The organism is Pseudomonas sp. BBP2017, from assembly GCF_003024385.1.
Lineage (GTDB): Bacteria > Pseudomonadota > Gammaproteobacteria > Pseudomonadales > Pseudomonadaceae > Aquipseudomonas.
Genome location: NZ_PVZN01000002.1, coordinates 339658 through 364730, shown reverse-complemented (window position 1 = coordinate 364730; position 25073 = coordinate 339658). Strand labels below are relative to the sequence as shown.

At 62.3% G+C, this 25073-nt stretch carries 26 protein-coding genes; 13 read left to right on the top strand and 13 right to left on the bottom strand.

All coding sequences use genetic code 11. The features are described 5' to 3' along the window. The first annotated feature begins 6 nt into the window (after window positions 1–6). The 6 genes from C6382_RS04460 (at window position 7) to C6382_RS04435 (ending at window position 6590) form a co-directional block, all read left to right on the top strand. Entirely contained in the window at window positions 7–657 is a 651-nt protein-coding gene (locus C6382_RS04460) for an amino acid ABC transporter permease (protein ID WP_107023329.1), read from the top strand. Continuing rightward, window positions 650–1372 carry an amino acid ABC transporter ATP-binding protein gene (locus C6382_RS04455; protein ID WP_107023328.1) on the top strand — a complete coding sequence of 241 codons (723 nt, stop codon included), beginning with the start codon at window positions 650–652 and terminating at the stop codon, window positions 1370–1372. The genes C6382_RS04460 and C6382_RS04455 overlap by 8 nt, the downstream gene beginning before the upstream one ends. 90 nt (window positions 1373–1462) lie before the next feature. After that, window positions 1463–2491 carry a proline racemase family protein gene (locus C6382_RS04450; protein WP_107023327.1) on the top strand — a complete coding sequence of 343 codons (1029 nt, stop codon included), beginning with the start codon at window positions 1463–1465 and terminating at the stop codon, window positions 2489–2491. Between the two features lie 123 nt (window positions 2492–2614). Further along, on the top strand, window positions 2615–3532 hold the full coding sequence (locus C6382_RS04445; RefSeq protein WP_038611641.1) for a dihydrodipicolinate synthase family protein: 918 nt from the start codon (window positions 2615–2617) through the stop codon (window positions 3530–3532). Between the two features lie 70 nt (window positions 3533–3602). Further along, window positions 3603–4985, top strand: a complete 1383-nt coding sequence (abaF, locus tag C6382_RS04440) for a fosfomycin efflux MFS transporter AbaF (protein ID WP_107023326.1) — start codon at window positions 3603–3605, stop codon at window positions 4983–4985. 24 nt (window positions 4986–5009) lie between these two features. Beyond that, window positions 5010–6590, top strand: coding sequence for an aldehyde dehydrogenase (NADP(+)) (locus tag C6382_RS04435; protein WP_107023325.1), 1581 nt, complete (start codon window positions 5010–5012; stop codon window positions 6588–6590). Window positions 6591–6687: 97 nt separating this feature from the next. Here C6382_RS04435 and C6382_RS04430 read toward each other — a convergent pair whose 3' ends face one another. Both C6382_RS04430 and C6382_RS04425 read right to left on the bottom strand, forming a co-directional pair. Further along, window positions 6688–7695: an Ldh family oxidoreductase gene (locus C6382_RS04430; protein WP_107023324.1), complete on the bottom strand. Its 1008-nt coding sequence runs from the start codon at window positions 7693–7695 to the stop codon at window positions 6688–6690. 125 nt (window positions 7696–7820) lie between these two features. Next, the gene (locus C6382_RS04425; RefSeq protein ID WP_107023323.1) at window positions 7821–8009 is read right to left on the bottom strand and encodes a hypothetical protein; all 189 of its coding nucleotides are present in this window, start codon (window positions 8007–8009) and stop codon (window positions 7821–7823) included. A 103-nt stretch (window positions 8010–8112) separates the two neighbouring features. Here C6382_RS04425 and C6382_RS04420 point away from each other — a divergent pair, with 103 nt between their 5' ends. Continuing rightward, a complete protein-coding gene (locus tag C6382_RS04420) occupies window positions 8113–8979 on the top strand; it encodes a LysR family transcriptional regulator (RefSeq protein WP_107023322.1) in 867 nt (288 codons plus the stop codon). Here C6382_RS04420 and C6382_RS04415 read toward each other — a convergent pair. The 4 genes from C6382_RS04415 to C6382_RS04400 all read right to left on the bottom strand — a co-directional run bounded on the left by C6382_RS04415 (window position 8953) and on the right by C6382_RS04400 (window position 12713). Next, window positions 8953–10110 (bottom strand): HPP family protein, encoded by a 1158-nt coding sequence (locus C6382_RS04415; protein WP_107023321.1) that lies wholly within the window; start codon window positions 10108–10110, stop codon window positions 8953–8955. The two genes, C6382_RS04420 and C6382_RS04415, sit on opposite strands and share 27 nt — an antisense overlap. A gap of 213 nt (window positions 10111–10323) precedes the next feature. Next, window positions 10324–10482: a DUF2986 domain-containing protein gene (locus C6382_RS04410; RefSeq protein WP_107023320.1), complete on the bottom strand. Its 159-nt coding sequence runs from the start codon at window positions 10480–10482 to the stop codon at window positions 10324–10326. 8 nt (window positions 10483–10490) lie between these two features. Further along, a complete protein-coding gene (locus tag C6382_RS04405) occupies window positions 10491–11789 on the bottom strand; it encodes an NTP/NDP exchange transporter (RefSeq protein WP_107023319.1) in 1299 nt (432 codons plus the stop codon). Window positions 11790–11795: 6 nt separating this feature from the next. Further along, window positions 11796–12713, bottom strand: a complete 918-nt coding sequence (locus C6382_RS04400; protein WP_107023318.1) for an aldo/keto reductase — start codon at window positions 12711–12713, stop codon at window positions 11796–11798. Window positions 12714–13007: 294 nt separating this feature from the next. On the opposite strand from C6382_RS04400, the gene C6382_RS04395 reads away from it, so the two are divergent. The 4 genes from C6382_RS04395 to C6382_RS04380 are packed head-to-tail and all read left to right on the top strand — an operon-like array spanning window position 13008 to window position 16459. Further along, window positions 13008–13607 carry a paraquat-inducible protein A gene (locus tag C6382_RS04395; RefSeq protein WP_107023317.1) on the top strand — a complete coding sequence of 200 codons (600 nt, stop codon included), beginning with the start codon at window positions 13008–13010 and terminating at the stop codon, window positions 13605–13607. Then, window positions 13604–14248, top strand: a complete 645-nt coding sequence (locus tag C6382_RS04390) for a paraquat-inducible protein A (RefSeq protein ID WP_107023316.1) — start codon at window positions 13604–13606, stop codon at window positions 14246–14248. Before C6382_RS04395 ends, C6382_RS04390 begins: the two co-directional genes overlap by 4 nt. Then, the gene (locus tag C6382_RS04385) at window positions 14229–15884 is read left to right on the top strand and encodes an intermembrane transport protein PqiB (protein ID WP_107023315.1); all 1656 of its coding nucleotides are present in this window, start codon (window positions 14229–14231) and stop codon (window positions 15882–15884) included. The genes C6382_RS04390 and C6382_RS04385 overlap by 20 nt, the downstream gene beginning before the upstream one ends. 17 nt (window positions 15885–15901) lie before the next feature. After that, entirely contained in the window at window positions 15902–16459 is a 558-nt protein-coding gene (locus C6382_RS04380; RefSeq protein WP_107023314.1) for a membrane integrity-associated transporter subunit PqiC, read from the top strand. A 210-nt stretch (window positions 16460–16669) separates the two neighbouring features. Here the strand turns inward: C6382_RS04380 and C6382_RS04375 are convergent, their stop codons facing one another. Genes C6382_RS04375 through C6382_RS04365 form a run of 3 tightly spaced genes read right to left on the bottom strand, consistent with a single transcriptional unit; the run spans window position 16670 to window position 18953 of the window. Continuing rightward, window positions 16670–17629 (bottom strand): HlyD family secretion protein, encoded by a 960-nt coding sequence (locus tag C6382_RS04375; protein ID WP_107023313.1) that lies wholly within the window; start codon window positions 17627–17629, stop codon window positions 16670–16672. A gap of 3 nt (window positions 17630–17632) precedes the next feature. Next, window positions 17633–17995: a DUF3302 domain-containing protein gene (locus C6382_RS04370; protein ID WP_107023312.1), complete on the bottom strand. Its 363-nt coding sequence runs from the start codon at window positions 17993–17995 to the stop codon at window positions 17633–17635. Window positions 17996–18038: 43 nt separating this feature from the next. Continuing rightward, on the bottom strand, window positions 18039–18953 hold the full coding sequence (locus C6382_RS04365; RefSeq protein ID WP_107023311.1) for a LysR family transcriptional regulator: 915 nt from the start codon (window positions 18951–18953) through the stop codon (window positions 18039–18041). 104 nt (window positions 18954–19057) lie between these two features. Here C6382_RS04365 and C6382_RS04360 point away from each other — a divergent pair, with 104 nt between their 5' ends. Both C6382_RS04360 and C6382_RS04355 read left to right on the top strand, forming a co-directional pair. Next, complete coding sequence (locus C6382_RS04360; protein ID WP_107023310.1) at window positions 19058–20452, top strand: aldehyde dehydrogenase family protein; 1395 nt, start codon at window positions 19058–19060, stop codon at window positions 20450–20452. Window positions 20453–20557: 105 nt separating this feature from the next. Beyond that, complete coding sequence (locus C6382_RS04355) at window positions 20558–21454, top strand: universal stress protein (RefSeq protein ID WP_107023309.1); 897 nt, start codon at window positions 20558–20560, stop codon at window positions 21452–21454. Window positions 21455–21457: 3 nt separating this feature from the next. Here the strand turns inward: C6382_RS04355 and C6382_RS04350 are convergent, their stop codons facing one another. The 4 genes from C6382_RS04350 to C6382_RS04335 form a co-directional block, all read right to left on the bottom strand. Beyond that, complete coding sequence (locus C6382_RS04350; protein ID WP_107023308.1) at window positions 21458–22216, bottom strand: phytanoyl-CoA dioxygenase family protein; 759 nt, start codon at window positions 22214–22216, stop codon at window positions 21458–21460. Window positions 22217–22224: 8 nt separating this feature from the next. Next, window positions 22225–22680: a hypothetical protein gene (locus tag C6382_RS04345; protein WP_107023307.1), complete on the bottom strand. Its 456-nt coding sequence runs from the start codon at window positions 22678–22680 to the stop codon at window positions 22225–22227. A 79-nt stretch (window positions 22681–22759) separates the two neighbouring features. Next, on the bottom strand, window positions 22760–23581 hold the full coding sequence (locus tag C6382_RS04340) for a helix-turn-helix transcriptional regulator (protein WP_256588968.1): 822 nt from the start codon (window positions 23579–23581) through the stop codon (window positions 22760–22762). A gap of 47 nt (window positions 23582–23628) precedes the next feature. Next, entirely contained in the window at window positions 23629–25047 is a 1419-nt protein-coding gene (locus tag C6382_RS04335; protein WP_107023305.1) for an aminotransferase, read from the bottom strand. Between the last annotated feature and the right edge of the window lie 26 nt (window positions 25048–25073).

Genomic DNA, 25073 nt, shown 5'->3' with positions numbered 1-25073 from the left:
CCCGGCATGTTCTCCACCAGCTTTACCTGGAACGACTTCATGTTCCTGCTCGATGGGGCACGGATCACCGTGCAACTGACCTTCTGGGCCATCCTCTTGGGCACCTTCGCCGGGCTGCTGTTCGGCCTCGCCCGCGCCCTTTGGCCACGGCTCAGCCTGCCGCTGGCGTGGGTGCTCGATGTGTTTCGCAGCGTGCCGCTGCTGATCCAGTTCGTGCTGTTCAACTCGTTCAAGAGCATTGTCGGGTTGAACATCAGCGCCTTCAGCGTCGGCTGCATCGTCTTGGGCGTGTACACCGCCGCTTACTTCACCGAGATCGTCCGTGGCGGTGTGCTGGCGGTGTCGCTGAGCGTGCGCCGGGCCAGTCGTTCTCTGGGCATGAGCTACCTGCAGGATCTGCGCTGGATCGTCCTGCCGATGGCTAGCCGGGTGGCGTTTCCCGGCTGGCTGAACCTGGTGCTGGGGGTGATGAAAGACACCGCACTGGTGATGTGGATCGGCATTGTCGAATTGCTGCGCGCCTCGCAAACCATCGTTACACGGATTCAGGAACCCCTGCTGGTGCTGTGCATCGCAGGCCTCATTTACTACGTCATGAGCCTGGTGGTTGCCCGCCTGGGCGCCCGTCTGGAAAGAAGGTGGCAAGAAAATGATTGAGATCCAGAACGTACACAAATCCTTCGGCAACCTCGAAGTGGTCAAAGGCGTGAGCCTGACCGTGAACAAAGGCGAAGTGGTGTCGATCATCGGCGGCTCGGGTTCCGGCAAGTCGACCTTGCTGATGTGTATCAACGGCCTGGAGCCGATCCAGAAAGGCAGCATTCGCGTCGACGGCGTCGAGGTACACGACCGGGCCACTGACCTGAACCGTTTGCGGCAGAAAATCGGCATTGTGTTCCAGCAGTGGAACGCCTTCCCGCACCTGACGGTGCTGGAAAACGTGATGCTGGCGCCGCGCAAAGTGCTGGGCAAGAGCAAGGAGCAAGCCGAGGAGCTGGCGGTCAAGCAACTGACCCACGTCGGCCTCGGCGACAAGCTCAAGACCTTCCCCGGCAAGTTGTCGGGCGGGCAGCAGCAGCGCATGGCGATTGCCCGGGCGCTGGCGATGTCACCGGACTACATGCTGTTCGACGAAGCCACTTCGGCGCTTGATCCGCAACTGGTGGGTGAAGTGCTGGACACCATGCGCATGCTCGCCGAAGACGGCATGACCATGGTGCTGGTGACCCACGAGATCCGTTTTGCCCGCGATGTGTCGGACCGCGTGGCGTTCTTCCGTAACGGCCTGGTACACGAAATCGGCGCGCCGGAGCAGGTGATCGGCAACCCGTTGCAGCCGGAGACGGCGGCATTTTTGAAGTCGGTGAAATAACAGCATCGCGGGGCAAGCCCCCACCGAGGCCACTCTGTGGGGGCTTGCCCCGCGATAAGGCCCTCCAATCAACCACAAGGAGTCCCCCGAATGCGCTCATCGAAAATCATCCACATCGTCAATTGCCATGCCGAAGGTGAAGTCGGCGACGTCATCGTCGGTGGCGTCGCCCCGCCGCCCGGCGCCACCGTCTGGGAGCAATCGCGCTGGATCGCCCGCGACGAGACCCTGCGCAACTTCGTCCTCAACGAGCCGCGCGGCGGCGTGTTCCGCCACGTCAATCTGCTGGTGCCGCCGAAGGACCCACGCGCGCAGATGGCCTGGATCATCATGGAGCCCGCCGACACCCCTCCGATGTCCGGCTCCAACTCGCTGTGCGTGTCTACCGTGCTGCTCGACAGCGGCATCCTGCCGATGACCGAACCGGAAACCCGCCTGGTGCTCGAAGCCCCTGGCGGCCTGATCGAAGCGGTCGCCGAGTGCCGTGACGGCAAGGTGCAGCGGGTGGAAGTGAAGAACGTGCCGTCGTTCGCCGACCGCCTCGACGCCTGGATTGAAGTCGAAGGCTACGGCTCGCTGCAGGTCGATACAGCCTATGGCGGCGACAGCTTCGTCATCGCCGATGCCCGCCAGTTGGGTTTCGCCATTCGCCCGGACGAAGCCAGGGATATCGTCGAAATCGGCCTGAAGATCACCCAGGCCGCCAACGAGCAGCTGGGCTTTCGTCACCCGCTGAACCCGGACTGGTCGCACATCTCCTTCTGCCAGATCGCCGCGCCCGTCGAGTACCAGAACGGTGTTGCCACCGGCGCCAACGCGGTGGTCATCCGTCCCGGCAAGATCGACCGCTCGCCCTGCGGCACCGGTTGTTCGGCACGCATGGCGGTGATGCAGGCCAAAGGCTTGCTCAAGGTCGGCGAGCGCTTTATCGGCCGTTCGATCATCGGCTCGGAGTTCCACTGCCGCATCGATTCGCAGACCGAAATTGCCGGACGCGCGGCCATCTACCCGTGCATTTCCGGCCGTGCCTGGATCACCGGCACCCAGCAATTACTGCTCGATCCGAGCGATCCATGGCCGCAAGGCTACCGGCTGTCGGACACCTGGCCCGGCGCCTGATCACTAAGCCGTTGATTTACAAACACCCTTAAAATCCGATCAGCCACACACGAAAAAAACACTGGTCGACTACACACACTTTTAATATCGTATACGAAATACAATAAACAACCGGAGAACACCATGAGCAAGCACGTAAACTGGAGCGGCGTCTTCCCTGCGGTCACCACTCAATTCAACGACGACTTCTCGATCAACCTGGAGAAAACCCACGAGGTGATTTCCAACGTGATCCGCGATGGCGTCTCGGGCCTGGTGGTGTGTGGTTCGGTAGGTGAAAACACCTCGCTGACCGCCGAAGAAAAGATCGCCGTCACCGAAGTCGCCGTCGACGCCTCGCGCGGCCGGGTCCCGGTGATCTGCGGCGTGGCCGAGTTCACCAGCGTACAGGCGGCCAAGGTGGCCAACGCGGTGCACAAGGCCGGCGTCGACGGGGTGATGCTGATGCCGGCGCTGGTCTACGGCTCCAAGCCGTTCGAGACTGCCGAGCACTACCGTTATGTGGCCAAGCACGCCGACGTGCCGCTGATGGTCTACAACAACCCGCCGATCTACAAAAACGACGTCACCCCGGACATCCTGATTTCCCTGGCCGACTGCGACAACGTGGTGTGCTTCAAGGACTCCTCCGGCGATACCCGGCGCTTTATCGACGTGCGCAATGAAGTCGGCGATCGCTTCGTACTGTTCGCAGGCCTCGACGACGTGGTCCTGGAAAGCATCGCCGTCGGCGCCCAAGGCTGGGTCTCGGGCATGTCCAACGTGTTCCCGAAAGAAGGCGAGACGATCTTCCGCCTGGCCAAGGCCGGCCGCTTTGCCGAGGCCCTGCCGATCTACGAATGGCTGATGCCGATCCTGCACCTGGATGCCCGCGCTGACCTGGTGCAGTGTATCAAGCTGTGCGAAGCCATCGCCGGTCGCGGCAGCGCGCTGACCCGTCCGCCACGCCTGGCCCTGCCGGAAGCAGATCGGGTGTTCGTCGAACAGATCATGGCCAAGGCCCTGGCCAACCGTCCGCAGCTGCCCGACGTCGGCCTCTGATGTGATGACCGGGCCGGCTCCGACGTGGAGACCGGCCCGCCTGTTTTGCGCCCATACAGGAACCGCCAGCATGTCCAGTCACCCTTCCAGCGCAACCACCCCTGCAGGATTGAAACGTGTCGTCGCCGCGGCCATGGCCGGGACCGTCGCCGAATGGTATGAATTCTTCCTTTACGGCACCGCCTCGGCACTGGTCTTCGGCCAGTTGTTCTTCCGCCAGACCGACAGCCCCATCGACGGCATCATCGCCGCCTTCGCCCTGTATGCCGTCGGCTTTCTCGCCCGTCCTCTGGGCGGGCTGGTGTTCGGTCACTACGGTGACAAATTCGGCCGCAAGCGCCTGCTGCAACTGAGCCTGGTGGTGGTCGGCATCACCACCTTCCTGATGGGCTGTCTGCCCGGATTCGACAGCATCGGCTATGCTGCGCCGGTGTTGCTGGTGCTGTTACGGCTGATCCAGGGCTTTGCCTTCGGCGGCGAATGGGGCGGTGCCATCCTGCTGGTGTCCGAGCACTGCCCGGACAACCGTCGCGGCTTCTGGGCCAGCTGGCCGCAAGCCGGGGTGCCGGCGGGCAACCTGATCGCGACCCTGGCCTTGCTCCTGCTGTCAAGCACCCTTGCCGAAGAGCAGTTCCTCGCCTGGGGCTGGCGTGTGGCGTTCTGGTTCTCGGCCGTGGTAGTGCTGATCGGCTACTGGATCCGCACCAGCGTCGACGACGCGCCGATCTTCAAAGAAGCCCAGGCCCGCCAGGCGCAAAAGGCCGAGCAGCAACTGGGTGTGGTCGAGGTCCTGCGCCATCACTGGCGTGCAGTGCTGGTGGGGATCGGCGCGCGTTTTGCCGAGAACATCCTCTACTACACCGTGGTGACCTTCTCGATCACCTACCTCAAGCTGGTTGTGCACAAGGACACCTCGCAGATCCTCTTGCTGATGTTCGGCGCCCACCTGCTGCACTTCTTCCTGATTCCGCTGATGGGCTACCTGTCCGACCTGGTCGGACGCAAGCCGGTATACCTGACCGGCGCGGTACTCACAGCGTTCTGGGGCTTTGTTGGCTTCCCGATGATGGACACCGGCAACAGCTGGCTGATCATGGCGGCGATTACTCTGGGCCTGGCCATCGAGTCGATGACCTACGCGCCCTACTCGGCGCTGATGGCCGAGATGTTCCCGACCCACGTGCGCTACACCGCCCTGTCGCTGTGCTACCAGGTCGCGCCGATTTTCGCCGGCTCGCTGGCGCCGCTGATCGCCATCACCCTGCTCAACAAGTACCACAGCTCGACACCGATCGCCTGGTATCTGGTCGGCGCCGCGCTGATCTCGATCGTCGCCGTCGGCTTGACCCGCGAGACCCGTGGCAAGTCGCTGCACGCGGTCGACGCCGAGGCTGCCGCACGCATTGCCGCCGGGCAAACCACGCCTGTTCGCCAGGGCAGTTCGCTGGCCTGACCCACCTTTGATATGGAGTGTTCCATGCCGGACATCATCGGCCACAACTACATCGGCGGCGCGCGCAGCGCCGCTGGCACTGTCACCCTGCAAAGCCACGAGGCGAGCTGTGGTGAGGCCCTGCCCTATCGTTTCCATCAAGCTACACCCGAAGAAGTCGATGCTGCCGCGCGCGCCGCGCAACAGGCCTACCCGGCATTGCGCAGCCTCGCACCAGCACGGCGGGCAGAATTCCTCGAAGCCATCGCCGCACAACTGGACGCCCTCGGCGATGATTTCATCCAGCTGGTGACCCGCGAGACGGCGCTGCCCAATGCGCGCATCCTTGGTGAGCGTGGGCGCACCAGCGGACAGATGCGTCTGTTCGCCCAAGTGCTGCGCCGGGGCGACTACCTTGGCGCGCGGATCGACCGCGCCCAGGCAGATCGGCAACCGCTGCCACGTGCCGACCTGCGTCAGTACCGTCTCGGCGTCGGCCCGGTCGCGGTGTTCGGGGCGAGCAACTTCCCGCTGGCCTTCTCCACCGCTGGCGGTGACACCGCCGCCGCGCTGGCCGCTGGCTGCCCGGTGGTGTTCAAGGCGCACAGCGGCCACATGGCCAGCGCCGAAGTAGTCGCCGACGCGATCATCCGCGCCGCCGAACAGACCGGCATGCCCAAGGGCGTGTTCAACATGATCTACGGCGCCGGGGTTGGCGAAGCGCTGGTCAAGCACCCGGCGATCCAGGCGGTCGGTTTCACCGGTTCGCTCAAGGGCGGACGCGCGCTGTGCGACATGGCCGCAGCACGGCCACAACCGATTCCGGTATTTGCCGAGATGAGCAGCATCAACCCGGTGCTGGTACTGCCACAGGCGCTGGCCAAGCGTGGCGAGCAGATCGCCCGCGAACTGGCCACCTCGGTAGTGCTCGGCTGCGGGCAGTTCTGTACCAATCCGGGGCTGGTCATCGGCCTGCGCTCCCCCGCGTTCAGCGCCTTCAGCGAGCAACTGGCGGGACAACTGGCCGAACAAGCGGCGCAGACCATGCTCAATGCCGGCACCCTTGCCAGCTACACCAAGGGCGTACAGGCACTGCTTGCACATCCGCGCATCATCCACCTGGCGGGCCGTGCGCAACAGGGCAACCAGGCTCATCCCCAGTTGTTCAAGGCACACGCCGACCTGTTGATCGACGGCGACCCGCTGTTGCAGGAAGAAGTCTTCGGCCCTGCCACCGTGCTGGTCGAAGTGGCCGATGTCGGCGAACTGCATCAGGCCCTGAACGGTCTGCACGGCCAGCTCACCGCGACGCTGATCGGCGAAGCGACAGACCTGCAAGTCCATGCCGAGTTGCTGCCGCTGCTGGAACAGAAAGTCGGCCGCGTACTGTTCAACGGCTACCCGACCGGCGTCGAAGTCTGTGATGCGATGGTGCATGGCGGGCCGTATCCGGCGACATCGGATGCGCGTGGCACCTCGGTTGGCAGCCTGGCCATCGATCGTTTCCTGCGCCCGGTGTGCTACCAGAACTGCCCGGACGCGCTGTTGCCTGAAGCGTTGCAGAATGCCAACCCATTGGGCATTGCCCGTCTGGTCGACGGTCAGAGCAGCCGCGCTGCACTGTAGGATCCGATGGGAGCGGGATAACTGTGGGAGCGGGCTTGCCCCGCGATTGCGATCTGTCAGCCACATCGCATCGCGGGGCAAGCCCGCTCCCACCGCTTTAGGCCAGCAACGCCTTGAGATCGTTGTACAAGGCTTCTGGTATCTCTACCCCCTCCTCCAGGCTGCGCGCCCGCGCGGCATAACGACGCTGCGACGGCAACCGCGCGCCCTGCCCCTCAATACTTTCAAACACGCTTTCGGCGCGAGCCAGGTGTTTGTCTGCGGCGTCTCCGAGGAATCGCTTCGGGTCCAGGGCCACCAGCAATTCGCCATGATAGGGCGAGGATTTGCTGCCGTTGGCATGGGCCAGCGACTCAGCGCTGGTCAGGTCGCCGATCAACGGACCGGCAATCAACTCGACCATCGCCGCCAGTGCCGAACCCTTGTGCCCACCGAAGGTCAGCATCGCACCACGGTCCAGTACCACATTGGGGTCGGTGCTGGGCTGGCCGTGCTCGTCCACGCCCCAGCCTGCGGGGATCGCCTTGCCCGCGCGCCGGTGCAGTTCGATGTCACCACGGGCGATGGCGCTGGTGGCAAAGTCGAACACATAAGGAGGCTTGCCCGCCCGCGGCCAGCCGAACGCGATAGGGTTGGTGCCGAACACCGGCTGGTGACCGCCGGCCGGCGCAACCCAGGCATGGCTCGGGGTAAACGCCAAGGCGACCAGGCCAACCTCGGCCAGTTGCTCGATCTCGACCCACAAGGCAGAAAAGTGCACACAGCGATTGATCGCCAGGGCCGCGATGCCATTGCTCCGCGCCTTGGCCTGCAGCAGCGGCAAGCCGGCCTGGAACGCCAGCTGTGAGAACCCACCGGCGGCGTCCACACGCACGATCGAGGGTGCCTGATCGATCACTTCGGGGCGTGCGTCGGCTACCACCTTGCCGGCCTTGAGCGAGCTGACGCAACCCAGCACCCGGTACAGGCCATGGGACGCGCAACCGTCGCGCTCACCGGCAACGATGGTGTCGGTCACCGCCTCGGCGTGGTCAGCCGTGAAGCCATTGTGCAAGAGGATCGAATGGGCAAGCGTTCGTGCTTCGGACAGGGTCAGTCGGATCATGGTCATCTCCTTGAGCAGACTGTCCAGCCTGCCCGAGCCCTGCCATGCCGGCTTGATCGCTTTAGCCCGTTGCGATGACGAACTCGGCACAGCCTGCTTACAGCGAAGACTGTTGCACCTACCGGCTAGTCCTCAGCTTCGGGGAAGTTGCGACAACTCTTGCGTTCGGCCAGCTCTTTGTCGCTGGGACGTTGTTCGACGAACACTGCATGGCCGTCCTTGTAGATTTCCAGGTATCCCCACTCCAGGTCCTCTTCCCGTTGACCGGGCTGTGGCGGCGTACGCCACCAGGGTTCGCGACTGATCAGCTCCATGGGCAGGCTCTCGCTGAAAATGTCCTTTCACTATAGACAGCGGCTCGCCCCAACTCTGTGCAAACCCACTAGAATGGGTAACCTTCCCCATCCGGCAACCTCCATGGATATCGAGCTGGCCCGCACTTTCCTTGAAATCGTCCGCAGTGGCAGCCTGGTCTCCGCCGCCGAACGACTGCACGTGACCCAGACGGCAATCACCGCGCGGGTGCAGAAGCTGGAGCAGCAACTGTCTTGCCAGCTGTTCATCCGCAGCCGCAGTGGCGCCAGCCTGACGGCCGACGGCGAAGCCTTCGTGGTGTATGCCAACCAGCTGGTGCAAACCTGGGAAGCCGCCCGCCGCGACCTGCCGCTGCCTGAGGGTTGTCACCAGGTGCTGCACATCGGCGGTGAAGTGAGCTTGGGCAACCCGATGGTCCTCGACTGGGTCAGCGCCCTGCACCGCAGCATGCCCAGCCATGCCATCCGCAACGAAGTCAGCGATGGCGAGTCGTTGCTGCGCAAACTGGAAATGGGTGTGCTCGATGCCGTGCTGGTTTACCAGCCCACCTATGGGCCGGGCCTGCAGGTCGAACAGCTGATGGAAGAAAAGCTCATCCGCATCCGCCGCAAAGACAAACCCGAGCCTTACATCTATATCGACTGGGGTCAGGCCTTTCGCCGTCAGCACGACGCCGCCTTGCCCGAATGCGCGCGTCCGGCCCTGAGCTTCAATCTCGGCCCGCTGGCATTGCAGTTCATCCTCGAAAATGGCGGCAGCGGCTACTTTCGCACCCGCGTGGTCCAGAGCTACCTGGACAGCGGTATTTTCGAGCGTGTGCCGCAAGCGCCAGAGTTCACTTACCCGACCTACCTGGTACACGCCCGCGAACGCGACACCGAAGCCCTGCAACAGGCCTTCAGCATACTGCGCCAGCTAGTGGCCGACGGTGACAGCGACTGGTCACAGCGCTGGGACCCGACTATCTGAGCGCGACGCGGCACTGAGCAGGTGCCGCTTGAGCCCGGCGATCAGGTCGGTCTGGGTGATCACCCCGACCAGTTGCTGCCCCTCCAGCACCGGCAGACAATGCAGCCCCTGCTCGCTGAGCAACGGTATCAACGCCACCGCAGGCTCATCACTGCGCACGGTAATCACCGGCCGGCTCATGATCTGTTCCACTCGTACCTGCCGACGCCGAAACAGCCCGCGCCAACTGAACCGCCCTTGAGCCATGGCGGCCCCGACCAGGTCGCTGAGCGTCACGATACCGACCAGTTGCCGCGTCTCATCGAGCACCGGCAACGCCTTCAAATGATGACTCGACAACTGCTGCCAGGCCTGCTGCAAAGTAGTGCCCGGCATTGCCTGCTGTACATCCCGCGACATCACCGAAGCTGCGCTGATGCCGCCAAGGCTACGCTGCAACGCATGCTGCTCGGTCGCCAGAATGATCCGTTCCAGCTCATCGCGGGTGATGTCGACAAACTCACCCAACTCCTCCAGCGCCTGATCCAGGTCAGCGCCACTGACCCCGACCCGCTCACTGGATATCACATCGGCGGTGTGGTGCAGATCCTTGCGGGGAGCCGCGGTCTTCGGATAGCGGACCCCGGTCAGGCGGTTATAGATCACCGCCACAGCCACCAGCACCAAGGCGTTGAGCATGATCGGTTCAAACAGCTTGTCGCCCAACGCCGTCAGCGACGAATCCGCCAACACCACGCTTACTGCCACCCCGCCACCCGGTGGGTGCAGGCAGCGCAGCACACACATCACCACCAACGCCAGGCCCAGCGCCAGCGCCGCCACCCACAGCGCCGAACCAAACCAGTGATGCAGCACCAGCCCGACCACCGTGGCACAGGCATAGCTGCCAACAAACGGCCAAGGCTGCGCCAGCGCCCCGGAATGCACGGCAAACAACAGCACCGCCGAAGCCGCCAACGGCCCGACCAGGTGCAGGGCTACCGTGCTGCCAAAGGCATAACTGCAGGCGGCGCCAGCCAGAAACAGACCGAGCAATGCACCCACGCCTGCGCGTAGCCATTCTTTCGGAGGGATGTTCAGCGGGGCCGGCATCAGCCGGGTAAACCAGTTGTTCAGACGGCGGGAAGACATGGGGAAATCAGTTACCTGGCAGTAAAAAAAGCCCGGCCAAAAGGGCTGGGCTGAGTATCGCGAGGGGCAATACCGAATGGGCTCCGTCCGTGGAGATGGAATTTTTTGGGCTTGCGGGTAGTGCGTTGGGGGATTTTGACGGGGATGAATGCGGGGGTGGTAATTCAAAAAACTGAGGGATGGGTGCAAAAATTTTGAGGGATGCGAGGCGATTCACTCAGAAGGCGTGTTTGAGTCGTCACTCGATTCAGCGGCCAGTTTCAACCGCTCAGCTTTGCTGATGTATTTAGGCTTGTTCTTCGGGGCCAGTTTGTCGCTGGCCTTTTTGGCGTGAGCCTTTAATAGCTGTTTGATTTTCTTTTGACGGTTCATTTTTTTGCTCAGTGTTTTCGTTCTCGAATGAGCCGGCAAACATCTCCCGCCTCCCGCCTCCGTTGCTCCCGCCCCAGCCACCCTCCAGTCAACGCCCAGACCACGGCAATCCCCGCCCCGATCACCATCGCCAGCCCCGGATGATCGCTCATCAGATCCAGCCCCCGCTTGACCCAGCCGCTCAACGCATCCCCGCCGCGATACACCACCGTATCGGTAAAATTCTTGGCCTTGTACTTATGCTCCGGCAGCACCACAGTATAGAGCATCTCCCGCCCCGGCCGCACCAACGCATACTCACCGACCCTGCGCACTACCATCACCACCACGAACACCGCAAACAACGGCGCCATCGCCAACCAGACAAAACCGACCACCATCGCCAGCGGCACCACCACCAGCAACACACCGACACCCAGCTTGCGTGCCAGATGCCCGGTAATGAAAACCTGAGTAAGGATCGACAAGAACTGCACCACCGTATCGATCAACCCGAACACCTGAGTCTGCTCGGTACGACTGGTAAAATGCTCAGCAACCAGACGCGCCTGCTCGAAATACAGGAACGTACTGACACTGGCCAACAGCACTACAAACACCGCAATCGCCAACAGATAGGGCGAGCGAAATACCTCACTGGCACCGGCGAAGGGATTGCCACCCAACGGCCGCGAGCGCGGCAGTTCAGTGTCTGCCGGTAACGGGTGGCGATCCCTGAAACGCTGCACAAAGGCAGCTGCAACCACGCTGCCCAACAGACAGGCGGTGGCCAGCAGCACTAACCCGGCATGGCCGATCACCCCGACCAACAAGGTACCGAGCAACGGCCCGACCAGCCCACCCAGGCTCGCGCCACCCGCCAATAACCCGAACAAGCGCTTGGCCTGCTCACTCGACAACAGATCAGCCAGCACACTCCAGGCCAGGGAAATACTCAACAGATTGAACATCGACAACCAGATGTAGAAGGCCCGGGCGCTCCACCGATTGTCTGGCTGCACGGCAAACAGCGCAGCGAACACCAGCAGGTTGCTGGCGAGAAAACCGTAGGTCCAGGGCAGGATACGCCGACGTTGCACTTTAGAGGCCAACCAGCCAAACAACGGCAACGCGACCAGGGTCACCACAAACGTACCGGTAAACAGCCACTGCAGGTTCTCGATACCGCCAGCCACGCCCATGGTCTCGCGCACCGGACGCAGCATGAAGTAGCCGGTAAACAGCAGGAAGAACAACGCCAGCCCCGCCACGATGATCGGCGCTTCACCTTCACGGACGTTGAACAGACGTGTTCCTGGAGTGGTCATGGGCGCTCAGGCGAATTGCTCGATCAGTTGTTTACGCTGGTCATCGCTGAGCAAAGGACCGCTGCCTGCCTTGAGTTGGTCGAGTTGCCGCTCCGGGCGTCGGGTTGCCGGGATCACTGCAGTGACCGCTGGGTGGCTGATAGCGAACTTGAGGAACAGCTGCGCCCAACTGCCAATGCCTGACTCGGCTGCCCACGCGGGCAACGCCTGGTCCTTGACCCTGGCAAACAGCCGGCCGTCATCAAAGGCGCGGTTGATCAGAACCGCCACGCCCTTGTCCTGGGCCAAGGGCAAGACTGTGCGCGCCGCTGTAGGCGAATTGACCGAATAATGTATCTGGATAAAGTCCAACTGCTCCTGCCGCAAGATGCGTTCAAGTTCGTCCAGGCCGCCGTCCACATAGTGGGTGACGCCGACATAACGGGTCAGGCCCTGAGTCTTGAGTTCGCGGGCGTAAGGTAACTGGCGCTGCCAGTCGCGCAGGTTGTGGACCTGCAGCAGATCGACCTTGTCGGTGCGCAGGCTACGCAGCGTAACGGCCCATTGCGCCTCGGCGGCGGCGCGGCTGTCAGCGGCGATCTTGGTGGCCAGGAAGGTCTTGCTGCGCCACCCCCCCTCCTCCAGCAACTGACCCAGCACGGCATCGGCACCGCCGTAATTGGGCGAGGTGTCGATGACCTGACCGCCGCCTTCGAAGAACACCTTCAGAACCTGCTTCAGCTGTTGGAACTCGGGCGAACCGACCTCGGTCTCGAAACTGCCTGAGGTTCCCGCACCAATCACCGCCAGCGCCTCACCGCTGGACGGGATTTTGCGCGACAGCATTGCGCCACTCTGGGCAAACCCGGTGCCCACCAGGCCAAGGCAACCCAGCCCGGCGGCGAGGGTGGCACTGGCGCTAAGAAAATCGCGACGAGTGAGCATGGCTTCGCTCCTGGACGAACCACTGGACCAGAGGAAAAGCTTAGCCCTGAGCGACTGCAACTGCCCCGGTAATCGTTACCGTCTATGTAAATCTACGCTGGAGCACATTTGTACTCCACCCTATTCAAGGCGGACTGACCACTGCCGCGGTAGCCACCACGGTGGCGGTGACCGCCGCCGCTGTCGCTATCGGGTGATAGTCATCGTCATAGCGCGGATTGCGGAAAAATCCGCGAACATCCTCACACGCCGACTATATTGACCTAGTCACCGCCCGCAGCCTGAGCGCGCCCCATGCTGGATACCGATCAGCTGATCATTTGCGAACATTGCGACTGCGTGTACCACAAGGTCTCCCTCGGCAAACACCAGAAGGCCTTGTGCCTGCGCTGCGGCGCCGTGCTCCAGCGTTACAACGGCCTCACCCTGCAACAGCGCCTGGCCTTGAGCATCACCGCCGGGGTGCTGTGGTTGCTGGCCAACTTCTATCCGGTGATGAGCATCAGCCTGCAGGGCTTTTCCAACAGCGCGACGCTCTGGGACTCGGTCCGCGCCCTGGCGACCGGGCCTATCACCTTTATTGCCCTGGTGGCGGCGATCTCGATGATCATCGCTCCGGTGTTCCAGTTACTGCTGCTGATCTGGGTGCTGTGCTTTGCCCTGGCCGGGCAGCGTTCGCCGGCCTTCAATCTGTGCATGCGCTGGCTGGAAACCCTGCGCCCCTGGAGCATGCTTGAAGTCTGCCTGCTGGGTGCCATGGTCGCGGTGTTCAAGCTGGCCGGTCTGCTCGATGTGCTGCCCGGAATCGGCCTGGTGGCCCTGGCGGTGCTGAGCCTGTTGATGATCCGCATCGCCGGCCGTGATATCCGCGAGTTATGGGATGCCCTGCCATGAGCCGCCCGCCGTTGGCCTCGGAACTCAACCTGACGCTGTGCCACGCCTGCGGCAAGGCCTGCGACGCCACTCAGGCGGTACATCACTGCGACCGCTGCGGCGCCCCCCTGCATGCGCGCAAGCCCAATTCGCTGGCCCGTACCTGGGCCTACCTGATCGCCTCGCTGGTGTTCTATGTGCCCGCCAACCTGCTACCGGTGATGAATACGAAAATGCTTGGCAGTGGCGACGACAGCACGATCATGAGCGGGGTGATCGAATTCTGGTCGCACGGCGCCTGGGATATCGCCCTGATCATCTTTATTGCCAGTATCGCCGTGCCAGCCACGAAATTTGTCGCCCTCGGCCTGCTACTGGTGACCGTGCAACGCGGCAGCAGCTGGGCGCAGAAGGAGCGCTCCAAGCTCTATCGTTTCGTCGAGTTGATCGGCTACTGGTCGATGCTCGATGTGATCGTCGTGGCCTTGGTCGCCGCGCTGGTCAAGTTCCAGGCCCTGGGTGATATCGAGCCGCGCCCGGGCATCCTGTTTTTCGGCATGGTGGTGGTATTCACCATGCTCGCCGCCATGAGTTTCGACCCCCGAATGATCTGGGAAAGCCGTCAACCCGAGGAGCGCACGGATGAAGTCAGCAGCCACTGAAGAGCCGCCAATACCAGCTCCATCGACGGTCACGACCCGACGTTTCAATGTCTCGCTGGTGTGGATCGTGCCGATTGTCGCCGTGCTGGTGGGCATTTCACTGGTGGTGCATAACTGGTTGCAACAGGGGCCAACCATCCAGATCACCTTCAAGACCGGCGAAGGCCTGACCGCCAATAAAACCGAGGTCAAGCACCGCAATGTGGTGATCGGCCATGTGACGACGGTGGAATTGAGCCACGATCAGAAAAGCGTGACGGCCACGGTGAACCTGGTCAAACAGGCCAGTAACTTCACCCGCGAAGACTCGACTTTCTGGGTGGTGCGTCCGCGCATTGGTGCTGGCGGTGTATCCGGCATCGACACCCTGCTTTCCGGTGACTTCATCGGCGCCGATGCCGGGCAATCGAATAGCCGCGTCAAGGTCTTCAAAGGGCTGGAGATGCCGCCGCCCATCACTTACGACGAACCCGGCAAGCGTTTTACCCTGCACACCGACGACCTCGGCTCGCTAGGCGTCGGCTCACCGGTGTATTACCGCAAGATTCCAGTGGGTCAGGTGGTGGCCTATGAGCTGTCCAAGGATGGCAAGGGCGTGGACATCGAAGTCTTCGTGTACTCGCCCAATGACGGATTTGTCACAGACAATACTCGTTTCTGGAACGCCAGCGGCATCGATGTCGAAGCCGGCCCCGATGGCTTTTCGGTACGTACCGAGTCGCTGTCGTCACTGCTGGTGGGAGGCATTGCCTTCCGTGCGCCGCCATTCAACCCCGATGATCAGGTGGCGAGCGAAGACAAGGTGTTCGAGCTGTTCGAAGATGAGAAGACCGCACTCGCCCCGCCCAACGGCAAACCCCAGTACCTGGCCCTGCGCTTTGACCAGGCCCTGCGCGGCCTGAAAGTCGGCGCGCCAGTGGAGTTCCTCGGGGTGGAAATAGGTCGGGTGGTCGCGGTCAACCTGGATTTCGATGTCGAACAGCGCTCGTTCCCGGTCAACGTCGGTATCGTTATTTATCCGCAGCGCCTGGGCAAGGCGCACACCAAGCTGCTCAAGGCGCTCAAGCACGACCCCGACGATGAAAAAGCTGCAGCCCAGGTGCTGGGAACTTTCATCGACAATGGCCTGCGCGCCCAAGCCCGCAGCGGCAACCTGCTGACCGGGCAGCTGTACATCGCGCTGGATTTCGACCCGAAAGCACCGAAGGTGGTCTTCGATCCGAACGCGCGGCCCATCACCATCCCCACCGTCCCGAGCAGCCTGGAACAGTTGCAGGAACAGTTCCAGGCTATTGTCGAGCGCATAAATCGCCTGCCGATCGAGCGCATCGCCAACAACCTGAATGCCAACCTGGTGGAAATGCGCAAGGGCCTGGCGCAGTTCAACAGCCGCACCTTGCCGGGTGTCCAGGGCACCTTGCAGGAGGTCAGCAAGACCCTGCAATCGGCCAACTCGACCCTGGCCGACGACTCGCCGCAACGTGAACAGTTGACCCAGACCCTGGACGAACTGGGGCGCATGTCGCGCTCGCTGCGTGAGTTGGCCGATTACCTGGGCCGCAACCCCGAATCCTTGCTGCGTGGCAGGCCCGAGGACGAGCCGGCGGACAACCTCAAACCCTCGTCGCGCAATTGACCGCAGGAGCATCGACCATGGCGCACGCCGCAAGATTCGCACTGCTGAGCCTGGGCCTGCTGCTGGCAGCTTGTCGCAGCGACCCGATTCACTATCACACCCTGACGCCGCAACAACCGACGCCCGCCAGCACGGTTGATGTGCAACTGGAGCTGGTCAGCGTACCGCCCCAGGTCGACCGCTCGCAGGTAGTGATTCGCCAGAGCAATAGCGGCCTGGCGATCCTGGAAACCGAATGGTGGGGCGCAAGCCTGGCCGACGAGTTACACAATGCCCTGGTCAATCAGTTCGCCACCAGCAGTGCCCAGACGCACCTGAGCTTACGGGTTGACGTGCAACGCTTTGACTCGGTACCCGGGCAATACGCCTTGTTCGATGCCCGTTGGCGTCTGCGCGCGGTCAGTGGCAATGGCACCACGGGGGCCGCGCTCAACTGCCGCAGCGTGATCCAGACCCCGGCCGGGCAGACCATCGATGATCTGGTACTGGCCCATCAGCAGAACCTCAAGCGCTTCACCGAGCTGGTTAGCCGGACTGCCAGCAGCGGCGCCAGTCGTTGTCCATCCGTGCGTTAATTCATCTACGCACAAGGAATCTGTCATGGCCGATCATCGATCAATACCGTTTGGAAACGGCAGAGAACTACTGGGCAGGATGAACGCTGAGTGTGGGGGCTTCTCTGTCGGTGTCGGCTAGTGCGACGCTTCACTTGCCGGCGATGGGGCGCCTGGCGCCCTTGGCCCGACTGCGCCGGGCATCGCCAGCACGGCTGGCTCCTACACACATCAATGGAACGGGAAGATGTAGTTCATCCAGGCCGCCATGCGCAGGAGAATCTTGCGCATCGTGCCGATATGCTCGTAGTGCTTGCTATAGATGGCCGCCTGACCGTAGGCCCCACCCGGCATCTGCGCACTGTACTTGGCATACTCAGGGTCAGTGATTTCGATGATCACCGGTACCCGCCCGGCCGGCGGTGATCCGGTGTAGCCGATCAAGGTACCGGAAGGCTGTACCTGACCTTCGGCAATCACCGTAATCACGTTCTTCACCTGCCCCTTGAACACCTTGCCGGGAATACCGTCAAAGGCGACCTCGGCGTCATCACCGACCACCAGGCGCAGTAAACTGTTCTGACGCATCCAGGCGGCGAAGTAATAACCTTCGTCGGGAATGAACACCATCGACGGCCGCAGCGGCAGCTTGCTCGCCATCATGCCGGCGCGCAACGAAACATGGGTGACGAAGCCGTCGCTAGGGGCACGCACGACCGTGTTGTCCAGCTCGAACTGGGCGTTGCCGATCTGCGCCTGCAGATCGTCGACGCGGGCGATCGCCGCTTCAAGCTCACGACGGGTGCCGAAATTGCGCTTGATCAGTTCACTGATCCGATACAGGTCACCCTTGGCCGCCAGATGCTGGGCCTTGAGCGATTTGAGCTTGTACTCAAAGGGTGCCGGGTCTATGCGAAACAGCACAGCGCCTGCCTTCAACGACTCGTTGCCATGCACCGGCACATCAATCACCTTACCGGTGACCACCGGGATCACCGGCACCGAGACGAAATAGGTACGCGCCACCTCTGAATAAGGATGGTTGTAGTTCATGGTGAAGATCAGCGAACCAATCAATACCACCCCACCCAGTACCGCGGTGGGCACAGTCCACTTGTTCAGAGGGATGCGAAACAGCTTGAAGATGGCAATACAGATGGCGGCATAGGTAAGGATCAGTAACAGGTCCATGGCTTAAATCCCTGCGCCGGAATCAAGTCGCGCATCGCCCGGTTTGGCCTGGTTTGCCTCCAGATGCGCCACCCGTTGCTGCAACTCGAACACCTGGCGCTCAAGATCGCCAATCGGGCTTTGGTTGCCCGCTCCGCCAATACCCCAGCCACGATCCTCACGGTAGAGCATCGCCCAGATCCACAGGAACGGCCACAGTGCGTGCAAGGTGAACAAACTGACCCAACCGGTGGCATGGATCGCATCCTGATGCGGGTGATTGCGATGAACCGCGATCTCATAGGGGATGTCGTGAAGGACGATAATGCCGTAGAACAGCACCAGTCCGGCAAAGATCAACACCCCTAGTGCAAAGTAATCAAGCATGGCTGCTCCGATAAACGAGATTGCGATAGATGGTAGTTGAAGTCTAATCAAACATTGCTGTTTCACTGCTAATTTCATCAGCGCCAGCACCTGGGGAACTGCGGCGGGCCTCCAGCAGCGTGACGAAACTCGACAGGCTCTGGGACACGGTGCCGCGCCGCCAGACCAGCCAGGTGTTGAGGTACCGAAAGTCTTCGGACAACGGCCAGACACTGACCGTGGCGCAGCCGGGCATGCTCTGCAGCATACTGCGCGGCATCAACGCCAGGCCGGCGCCGGCACTGACGCAGGCGAGCATGCCGTGATAGGACTCGATCTCGAAGATCTTGCCCGGCACCGCGCCATCGGTGTTGAACCAACGCTCAAAGTGATGACGGTAAGAGCAGTTCGACCTGAAGGCATAGATATTCTCGCCGTTGACATCCTGGGCACGATGGATCGGCCCATGGTTCAGCGGCGCAATCAGCACCATTTCTTCCTCGAACACCGGTACCCCGTCCAGCGCCGGATGCAGTACCGGGCCGTCGACAAACGCCGCGACCAGCCGCCCGGACAGCACGCCATCGATCATCGCCCCGGAAGGCCCAGTGGAAAGGTCCAGCTCAACCTTGCTGTATTGCTGGTTGTAGGCGGCGAGCAAGGCCGGGATACGCACGGCGGCGGTGCTTTCCAGCGACCCCAGTGAAAACGGCCCGCGCGGCTCCTCACCGGCCACAGTCAAGCGTGCTTCTTCGACCAGGCCAAGGATGCGCCAGGTGTAATCAAGGAAGGTCCAGCCCGCCGGTGACAGGCGCAGGCGGCTCTTTTCGCGGATGAACAACTCGACCCCAAGATCAGTTTCCAGTTGTTTGATCCGCGTCGTCAGGTTCGAAGGCACGCGGTGCATATGCTGAGCGGCAACGCTGATGCTGCCGTGCTCAGCCACCGCCCTGAATATTTCCAGCTGAACCAGGTCCACATCATTCTCCAATCGTGAACGAAAGGCTCATTATTATTCAGTTTTAAAAACACGAATAGCCCTCTACGCTGGTGTCGTTCCCTAATTTTTTGCAGGCCAGTGCCATGACCGCCTTCTCCAGCCATACCCATGCCGTGTCGATCAACCCCGCCAACGGCGAAGCCATTGGCCACTACCCTTACCTGTCCGAGGCCGACCTTGATGCCGCGCTGAGCCGCGCTGCAGCCGGTTTCGCCGACTGGCGGCGTACGCCAGTGCTTGAGCGCGCGCGGCTGATCCTCAGCCTGGCCAGCGCCATCCGCGACAACGCTGCAGCCATGGCGCGGATGATCACCCTGGAAATGGGCAAACCGCTGGCCCAGGCCCGTGGAGAAGTGGAGAAATGCGCGCAACTGTGCGAGTGGTACGCCGCCCAGGGCCCGGGCATGCTCAGCGCCGAATCGACCCTGGTGGAGAACGGCAAGGCACGCATCGAATACCGGCCACTGGGCCCGATCCTGGCGGTAATGCCGTGGAACTTCCCGGTCTGGCAGGTGCTGCGCGGCGCCGTACCGGCATTGATCGCCGGCAACACCTATGTGCTCAAGCACGCACCGAATGTGATGGGCAGCGCCTACCTGCTGCTCGAGGTGATCAAGCAGGCCGGTCTGCCTGAGGGTGTGTTCGAACTCATCAACGTCACACCGGACGGGGTTTCCCAGGCCATCAAGGACCCGCGCATCGCCGCCGTGACCCTGACCGGTAGCGTGCGCGCCGGCATGGCCATTGGTGCCCAGGCCGGTGCCGCGCTGAAAAAATGCGTGCTGGAGCTGGGCGGTTCCGATCCGTTCATCGTTCTCAACGATGCCAACCTCGACGAGGCGGTCAAAGCCGCGGTCATCGGCCGCTACGCCAATACTGGCCAGGTCTGCGCCGCCGCCAAGCGTCTGATCATCGAACAAGGCGTGGTTGAAGCCTTTACCCAGAAGTTCGTCGAAGCCACCCGTCAGTTGGTCATGGGCGACCCACTGTCGGAGCAGACTTACCTGGGCCCGATGGCGCGCTTTGACCTGCGCGACGAGCTCGACGAACAGGTTCAGGCCACCCTGGCTGAGGGTGCGACCCTGCTGCTGGGTGGGCACAAAGTCGATGGCGTGGGCAATTTCTACGCACCGACCGTCCTGGCCGATGTGACCGACCAGATGACTTCGTTCCGCCAGGAGCTGTTCGGCCCGGTGGCCTCGATCATCACCGCCCGCGACGCCCGCCACGCCCTGGAGCTGGCCAACGACAGCGAGTTCGGCCTGGCCTCGACGATCTATACCCAGGACCTTGAACTGGCCGCGCAACTCACCGAGGAATTGGACACCGGCGGCGTGTTCATCAACGGCTACTGCGCCAGCGACCCGCGTGTCACCTTCGGTGGGGTCAAGAAGAGTGGTTTCGGCCGTGAACTCTCGCACTTCGGCGTGCGTGAGTTCTGCAACGCTCAGACCGTCTGGCTGGACCGCCGCGGCTGAGTGACCAGCGGTCGGGGCGCGTTGCTGCTGGCTGCGGGGGCATTGCAGGCAATGGGCTAAACTCTAGCTCGGGGCCTGGCAATGCAACGCGACCGGAGGTGCACCATGAGCCAGTACCAACGCCTGTTCCTGATGGTCGGCGACGACATGCGCCACACCCCGGCACTGGAGCGCGCCGCCGCCCTGGCCCACGCCACCGGTGCCACCCTGCATATCTGCGCGATGGTCGAGGAGGTCGACACCCTCGGTCTGCTCAGCGGCGACGAGCACCGCAACCAGACCCGCGTCGAAGACAGCCGCCAGTGGCTCGCCGACGAAGCCACGTTGCTGCATGAAAACGGTATCCGGGTCAGCACCGAGGTGATCCTGACCCGAGATCTTCTGGGCGCGACGCTGAACCAGGTGGCGGAAATCGAACCGGACCTGCTGATCAAGGATGTGCAGCACGAGCCCGCCTACAAGCGCCTGCTATTCACCCCGCTGGATTGGCAACTACTGCGCGAATGCCCGTGTCCGGTGCACCTTGTTTCTGCAGTGCACTGCCCGCTGCCGCGCGTTGTGGTCGCCGCCGTCGACCCGACCCACCCTGAACACCCGCACAACGACCTCAACGAAACCGTGATCGAGGCCGCTGCCAACCTCGCCCGTCAGTGCAACGCCGAACTGCACCTGTTGCATGTGTGTGACAACGCCCAGACTCACCTCGCCGACTTCGGCGCCGGTGCGGTGACCATGCCCGGTTTCGGCAGCGATGTGCGCAAGTCGATTCACAAGGCCTTCGAACACCTGGCCGTGCGTCACGGCGTGCCGGAGGAACGTCAGCACTTCCTGTCGGCACCGATTACCCGCAGCATCGCCGACTTCGTCGCCCACAACCGTACCGACGTGCTGGTGATGGGCAATCATCCGCGCAAACTGCTTGAACGCCTGACCGGCAGTACCACCGAGCATGTCATCGATCACAACCTGTGCAATGTCCTGGCGGTCAAGGCCGTGGCATGAACGTCAGTCATATTCGGCTTCGGCATGCTCGCCGAGCAGGCGTCGCTGACGCGCGGTTGCAGCGGCGAGGATTGCCGGGTTGAACTGCCAGTACAGATACGGTGAAAACTTTTGCGCGACCATGCGCCGGCCATAGTGCACCTGCAGCATCGAGCGGGTGCGATCAGCACTGCGGTTGTCGCTGCCGCCGTGCCAGAGTTCGCTACGAAACATCAGCGCATCGCCCGCCCGGCAGAGGATGCTTTGTGCTGACTGTCCCTGCCACTGCTGCTCGCCCGGCGCAGGCTTGCGCCCTGCCCTGTGGCTGCCCGGCAGCACCCGGGTCGGGCACAGCTCGGCATCGATATCGTCCAGATAAAACTGCACGGTACAGATCTGCATAGGCAACTCGAAACCAGGATCAGCCAACAGTGCCGGGGGTAACTCCATCACCAGATAATCCAGGTGCAACGGCATCCCCTGATAGCCGGGATGACTGCGCCAGGCGGTCTGGCCGATGATGTGACAATCCTCGCCCAGCGCCGCCTCGGCCAGTTCGATGACGCCTGGCAGGTCAAGATAGGTCAGCCACAACGGATCGCGATTGAACACGCATTTATAGTGTTCCAGCAAGCCGTTATAGTCCCAGTGCCGGGCCACGAGGGTACTGATCGCCGCTTGCAACTGGGCGACCTGCGAGGGCGACAACACCCCGGGCAACAGCAGGAAACCGTCCCGCTGCAGGGCACTCAGGCCCAGGTTAAGAAAGGATTGATCGTCCATGCCAGCCCTTACTCAGGCCAGTGCAGGTTGACCTTGACCGGGGCGGTGCCGTCGATCAGCACCTGCTGGCGCAACTGTTGGCCATTCACGCTGGCAACCACCTGGTAATGACCGGCCGGGACCTTAGCGTAGAGCATCGGCCCGATGTCCTGCAGGGTCAGCACCGGCTGGCCGTTGGCCGATTCGATACGCAGCTCGGCACCGCTCTGGTATTTGTTTTCCGGCCCGCTCGACAAGGTGATTTGCAGGTTGTAGCCACGCGTCTGTTGCAGGGCGCGGGACTCATCGATACCAATGCCGCCCTCCAGGTAGCTGATGCCATTTTGTTCCCTGGGCTGCAAGTGCACCGCGGACATATCGATGGGCTCTTCAGCGCTCGGTTGTGCAAGCGCTGCAGGTGCCACGCAGAATATGGCCAACGCCAGGGCGAGGCCACTCGGAAGGCTGCTCTGATTGCTGTTCATGGTCGGTCCTCCAAACAGAGTCTGGCGCCCCTATTATCCCGTGCAATGCGCAGGTGCAGGCCTGCGCCTGACACGCGGCTCAGCCCTGACGCAACCAGTCGATAAACCGCGCAAACAGCTCCGACTGGGAGTTGATCTGCAGTTTCTGGTAGAGATTTTTGCGGTGCATACGCACGGTTTCCGGGGAAATGCCCAGTTCGCCGGCCGTGGACTTGGCCGAGTGACCGCGCAGGATCATGTGCGCCACTTCGCGCTCGCGATCGGTCAGTACCTGGCAGCCAAAACTGTCGAATGCGGCCTGGAGACTGTTGTGCCCGCCGGCATTGCCGGTTTGCGCCAGGCCATGACGGGCAAAGCGCGCCAGCAGCTCGCGGACCATCGGCTCGACGGCGCGCAACAGATTGACCTGCTCGCCGCTCAGGCGCGAACCGCTGCAGCCCTGGAACAGGCTCAGGGAAATCTTCCGCGCATCACCGATATCGGCAATGAAATAGCTGTCTTCACTACAGCCGGTGCCCAGGTAATAGGTCTTGTAATAGTCACTGTCGAAAAAGTGGTCCGGGGCGATATCTTCGAGGTGGTAGAAGCCTTCAGCCAAGCCACTTTCCACCGCCAGACAGAAGGGATCGAGCAGGTAGCCAGCGGCGAAGTAGCGATTGAGAATAGCGTCGCGGTGCTGCTCGGGGATGCCCTGCTGGTACAGCAACTGAGGTGCCTGGCCCTGGCACTCGAGGCTGATCATCATCGACTCGACCGCCACCAGCTGGCTGATGGCGGCGGCCAGGTGCCCGAGGGCATCCGCCGTTTCGCTGTGGGCAAAAGCGTTCTGCAGCGCTGCATGCCATTGCTGCAGGGCGCCAAACGACAGGCAGATCGGGGTTTCAGGGGATGTGTGGCTCATGCTCCGCAGTCTAACGGCTGGGGCACGAGCCTGCACCTGTGGCCCATTCATGTACCGCTGTACAGCCCTTCGCGCCGCAACTCGTTGGCGGTCTCGATAATGCACTGGCGCAGCACCTCGACAATCTCGTCCACTTGCATATGGGTGATGATCAAGGGCGGGGACATCACGTTCAGGTGCATGATCGGCCGCACCAGCAAGCCTTTGTCCTGGGCGCGGCGGTGGATACGCTCACCGATGTTCACCTCATCGGCGAACAACGCCTTGCTGCGTTTGTCGGCGACGAACTCGACGCAGGCCATCAGCTTCATGCAACGCACGTCGCCCACCAGCGGCAGCTCACGCAGGCTTTGCAGACGTTGTTCCAAGTAACCACCGACATCATTGACGTGGGCCAGCAGGTTTTCCCGCTCGATGATCTCGATATTCTTCAGCGCCGCCGTGCAACACACCGGGTGGCCACTGTAAGTAAAGCCGTGGGTGAAGCAACGGCCCTTGCCTGGCTCGGCAATAACCTTCCAGATTCGATCGGAGAAAATGCAAGCGCCCAGCGGCAGGTAGGCCGAGGTCAGGCCTTTGGCCGTGGTGATGATATCCGGCTGCACCCCGAACAGCTCTTCACTGGCAAAGAAGGTGCCGAGGCGTCCGAAGGAGGTCACCACCTCATCGGCGACAAAGAGGATGTCGTAGGTCTGGCAGACCTGCCACATACGCAGGAAATAGTCCTTGGGCGGGATGATCACCCCGCCCGAGCCCATGATCGGCTCGGCAAAGAACGCCGCGACATTGTCGGCGCCCAGCGAGAGGATCTTGTCTTCGAACTCGGCCACCAGGAAATCGAGAAACTCGGCCTCATCCATGTCATCCGGCGCCCGGTATGGGTTGGGGTTGGAGACGTGGTGAATCAAGTCGTGGGCGTAGTCGAACTCTGGCACGCGGTCGGCCGCCTTGTTGCCGATCGACATGGTCAGGGTGGTGGAGCCGTGATAGGCGTTGTAACGCGCGATGATGTGCTTCTTGTGCGGCTTGCCCCGGCAGTTCTGGTAGTACTGGACCAGGCGATAGGCAGTATCGACCGCGGTCGAGCCGCCGGTGGTGAGGAACACATGGTCAAGATCACCCGGGGCCAGCTGGGCGAGTTTCTCGCACAGCTCGATGGCGACGGTGTTGGCCATGTCTGAAAACGGATTGGAATAGGCCAGCTTGCGCACCTGGTCGGCGATGGCCAGGGCCATTTCCTCACGGCCCAGGCCAATGTTGGTGCACCACATGCCGCCTACCGCATCGAGGAAGCGCTTGCCCTCGGTGTCACGGATATAGGCGCCCTCCCCGGCAACAATGTTCAGCGCACCCTGCTCGCGGTGCTCGTCGAACATGTGATAGCCGTGCATGTAGTGGGCCTTGTCGGCCTCCACCAGCGGATCACGGGCAAAAGGGGTTGCGACAGCGTTGTTTGACGTAGCCATGGTCTGTTCCTTGGCGATGGGAATTG